The sequence below is a fragment of the Corallococcus exercitus genome (genome assembly GCF_003611585.1).
In the GTDB taxonomy this organism is placed as follows: Bacteria; Myxococcota; Myxococcia; order Myxococcales; family Myxococcaceae; genus Corallococcus; species Corallococcus exercitus.
Genome location: NZ_RAVW01000626.1, coordinates 1 through 3,859, shown reverse-complemented (window position 1 = coordinate 3,859; position 3,859 = coordinate 1). Strand labels below are relative to the sequence as shown.

The window sequence follows — 3,859 nt, the reverse complement described above, 5'->3', positions numbered from 1 at the left end:
ACGTCATACGATCTCTGCGCATGTCTCGTGGGCTCGGAGATGTGTATAAGAGCCAGGGCCTCCTTCGAGGCGGCAGCGGCCGAGGCATCCGGGTCCGCGCACGAGGTTCTTTCCATGTCTTCCCCCCTGGACCTGACAGGCCCCGAGGAGCGCCCCGAGCGCACCGAGGCCCAGGCGCCCGCGGACTCCGCCGAGCGCCTCAGCGAGCACGAAACCCCTTCCCGGGCCCCCCAGGCCCCTTCCGAGCCCTCCTATACCGCGGACGCGGAAGAGGACGACGGGTTCGACGACGATGACGACACCGAGGACGCCGGCCCCGAGGTCAGCGACGAAATCCGGGCCGCCACCGAGGCCCTGAAGGCCGCGGAGGCGGAGGACGCGCAGGCCGCCGCCGAGGCGGGTGACGAAGCCGAGGAGCCCGAGGCCGTCATCCTGGAGCCGGAGCCCGAGCCCGCCGCGAACGAGCCGGAGCTGCAGGCGCCCACCACCACCCGCACGGGTGAGCCCGCGGAGATCGACCCGGACGAGATGGATCCGGACGCGCTCAAGGTGGTGCTGCGGCTGCACCAGCACGGGCACCAGGCGTACCTGGTGGGTGGCTGCGTGCGCGACCTGCTCCTGGGCAAGAAGCCCAAGGACTTCGACGTGGCCACCAGCGCCCACCCGGGCGAGGTGCGCGCCATCTTCCGCAACTGCCGCCTCATCGGAAGGCGCTTCCGGCTGGCGCACGTCTACTTCAAGGGCGGGAAGATCGTGGAGGTGTCCACCTTCCGCGCGAACCCGACGGAGCTGGAGCCGGCGCCGGGCGCGCCGGGCTCGGAAGACGGGCAGGCCGGTGAGGACCTGCTCATCACGCACGACAACGTCTTCGGCACCGCGCAGCAGGACGCGCGCCGCCGCGACTTCACCATCAACGGCCTGTTCTACGACGCAGCCGAAGGCCGGGTCATCGACTACGTGCGCGGCCGGCGCGACCTGGATGAGCGCTTCATCCGGACGATTGGCGACCCGGAAATCCGCATGCGCGAGGACCCGGTGCGCATCCTGCGTGCGGTGCGCTTCGCGGCGAAGCTGGACCTGGACATCGAGTCGCGCACGTACGCGGCGATGGAGGGCGCGGTGGAGGACCTGCCGCGCTGCGCGCCCGCGCGCCTGCTGGAGGAGACGTTCCGGCTCATCCGCGGCGGCGTGTCCGCCCCGGCGCTGAAGCTGCTAGCGGCGCTGGACGCGCTCAAGATTCTGCTCCCGCCGGTGGACGCGTACCTGCGCGAGCACGGCAAGGAAGGGGAGAAGACCTTCTACGCCTTCGCGCAGGCGCTGGATAAGCGCGTGTCCGCGGGCGAGGTGCTGGACGACGCCATCCTGCTGGCGACGTTGCTGGTGCCCATCAGCCGCGCGCAGCCTCCGGTGGAGGAGTCGCAGGACGAGGGCCGCGCGTCCGTGTCGCGCGTCATCGAGGACCTGTTGGCCGGCTTCGTGGAGTCCGCGCGCCTGCCGCGCCGCATCGCCGAGCGCTGCCGCATGCTGCTCCTGATGCAGCGCACGCTGACGGGGGAGCGCCGCCGCAAGACGGGCGCCTTCCGCCGCCACCCGCTCTTCAACGAGGCGCTGGCCGTCTTCACGATGACGGTGGAGGCCACGGGCGAGGGCCGCGAGGCGCTGGAGGCATGGCAGGCCGGCGAGGTGCCGCCGCCGCGCGCCGGAGCGAACAGCAGTGGGGACGCGGAAGGCCCCCGCCGCAAGCGCCGTCGCCGCCGTCGCCGTCGTGGCAACGGGAGCGGAGAGGGCGGCGGTTCAGGCGCGTCCTCCGGTTCCGACGCGGGCGAGGGGTAGTGCTCCCGCGGGACTGCTGAAGCGAAAGGGCTGGAGCGCTCCCGTGCTCCGGCCCTTGTCGTGTCCGGGGACCGCGCTCCCGCGACGCACAGGTGCAGCGAAGAGGGCTGGAGCGCTCCGGTGCTCCGGCCCTTGTCGTGTCCAGCGGGCGCCAGCGCATCCTCCATCGGAACAGCGCAAGAACGAGGGCTGGTGCGCTCAGGTGCTCCGGCCCTTGTCGTGTCCGCGAGCTCGGTGACGCGCTACCGCTTCGGCCTCTCCACGGGCCGTTCGGAGCGCGGGTCGTCGTCATCCGGCGCCTCCGCCCCCGCGATGTCCGCCATGGTGATGGCCTTGCTCCCGAAGCGCGCCGCGATGCGGTCCATGGCCTCGTTCAGCTTCGACGACTTCGGCGCCGCCGCCGGGAACAGGCCCAGCTGCGCCTCGTCCTCGTCCAGCTGCACGCTCACGCCCGTGAGCCGTAGGGCCTTGCCCTCATGGGCGCGCTCCAGCAGCTCCAGCGCCGCGCGGTAGATGACCTGCCCGTCGTCCGTCGCCTCGCGCAGCGTGGTGCGCCGGGTGATGAGCGTGAAGTCCGCGAACTTCAACTTGAGCTGCACCACGCGCCCCTTCAGCGCCGCGCGCCGCAGCCGCCGGGCCACCCGCAGGGCCTGCGCGTGCACGTGCGGCTTGAGCACCTCCACACCCGTCAGGTCCTCCTCGAACGTGTCCTCCGCGCCCACGCTCTTGGCCGCCCGGTCCGGCACCACGTCGCGCGCGTCGATGCCGTGCGACAGCTCCCACAGGTGCTTCGCGCTCGCCGCGCCGAAGCGCTCCTCCAGCCAGGACACGTCCCGCGTCGCCACATCACCAATCGTGGTGAGCCCGGCGCGCTTCATCGCCTCTTCCGTCTTGGGCCCCACGCCCCAGAGGCGCGACACCGGCAGCCCCGCCAGGAAGGCCACCGTCTCCTCCGGCCGCACCTCGCGCTGGCCGTTGGGCTTCGCCAGGTCGGAGGCGATCTTCGCCACGAACTTCGCCGTCGCGATGCCCGCGGACGCCGGCAGGTTCAATTCGTGGGCAATCTCCTTGCGGATCCGCTTCGCGATGTCCGCCGCCGCGCCGAACAGCCCCACCGACGCGGTGACGTCCAGGAACGCCTCGTCCAGCGACAGGGGCTCAATCAGCGGCGTGTACCGCTCGAAGATGGCGAACACCTGCTCGCTGGCCTCCGCGTACGCGGAGAAGCGCGGCTTCACCACGATGGCGTGCGGCGCCTGCTTCACCGCCCGGGCCATGGGCATCGCGCTCTTCACGCCGAAGGGACGCACCTCGTAGGACGCGGCCACCACCACGCCGCGCTGTGCATGCCCGCCAACGATGACCGGCTTGCCCCGGAGGGACGGGTTGTCGCGCTGCTCGACGGACGCATAGAAAGCGTCCATGTCCACGTGGAGGATGGCTCGCATGGCGTGAGTCACTCTAGTGGCCCCCTCTGACAGTGCGACCCATGAAGACCCTCACCGAATACCTCTGGTTCGAGACGAAAGCCCGCCGCGAGCTGGTGCGCCTCACGGACGCCGTGGCCGCCCTGGTGAAGAAGAGCGGCATCCAGGAGGGCATGGTGCTGGTGTCCGCCATGCACATCACCGCGGGCGTCTTCGTCAACGACGACGAGCCCGGCCTCCACGAGGACATCTGGGACTGGCTCCAGCACCTGGCGCCCTCCGGGCCCGACTACCGCCACCACCGCACCGGCGAGGACAACGGCGACGCGCACCTGAAATCCATGCTCGTCCACCATCAGGTGCTGATTCCCGTCACCGCCGGCAAGCTCGACCTGGGCCCCTGGCAGCAGTGCTTCTACGCGGAGTTCGACGGCCAGCGCCGCAAGCGCGTCATCGTCAAGGTGATGGGCGACTAGGACGTGTCCGCAAATAGTTCGAGGGGAGCCGGGTGTTAGGAGGGCATGAGCCGAGGAGAGCTGACAGACGCCCAATGGGAGCGGCTGGCAGGACTGCTGCCGCCCCAGAAACCCGCGCGAGGC

The 3,859-nt window shown here is 71.0% G+C and carries 3 protein-coding genes; 2 read left to right on the top strand and 1 reads right to left on the bottom strand.

Annotation, left to right across the window (positions count from 1 at the left end):
• The first annotated feature begins 114 nt into the window (after positions 1 to 114).
• Positions 115 to 1,833: a polynucleotide adenylyltransferase PcnB gene (gene pcnB / locus D7W79_RS39860; protein ID WP_120530439.1), complete on the top strand. Its 1,719-nt coding sequence runs from the start codon at positions 115 to 117 to the stop codon at positions 1,831 to 1,833.
• Between the two features lie 242 nt (positions 1,834 to 2,075).
• Here pcnB and D7W79_RS39855 read toward each other — a convergent pair whose 3' ends face one another.
• Positions 2,076 to 3,281: a DNA polymerase IV gene (locus D7W79_RS39855; protein WP_120530438.1), complete on the bottom strand. Its 1,206-nt coding sequence runs from the start codon at positions 3,279 to 3,281 to the stop codon at positions 2,076 to 2,078.
• A 41-nt stretch (positions 3,282 to 3,322) separates the two neighbouring features.
• Between D7W79_RS39855 and D7W79_RS39850 the strand changes: the two genes are divergently transcribed.
• A complete protein-coding gene (locus D7W79_RS39850; protein WP_120530437.1) occupies positions 3,323 to 3,736 on the top strand; it encodes a secondary thiamine-phosphate synthase enzyme YjbQ in 414 nt (137 codons plus the stop codon).
• Positions 3,737 to 3,859: the final 123 nt, after the last annotated feature.

Bases quoted from the DNA above. Each gene is read 5' to 3' on its own strand.
- D7W79_RS39855 (WP_120530438.1), bottom strand. From the start codon at position 3,281: ATGCGAGCCATCCTCCACGTGGACATGGACGCTTTCTATGCGTCCGTC.
- pcnB (WP_120530439.1), top strand. From the start codon at position 115: ATGTCTTCCCCCCTGGACCTGACAGGCCCCGAGGAGCGCCCCGAGCGC.
- D7W79_RS39850 (WP_120530437.1), top strand. From the start codon at position 3,323: ATGAAGACCCTCACCGAATACCTCTGGTTCGAGACGAAAGCCCGCCGC.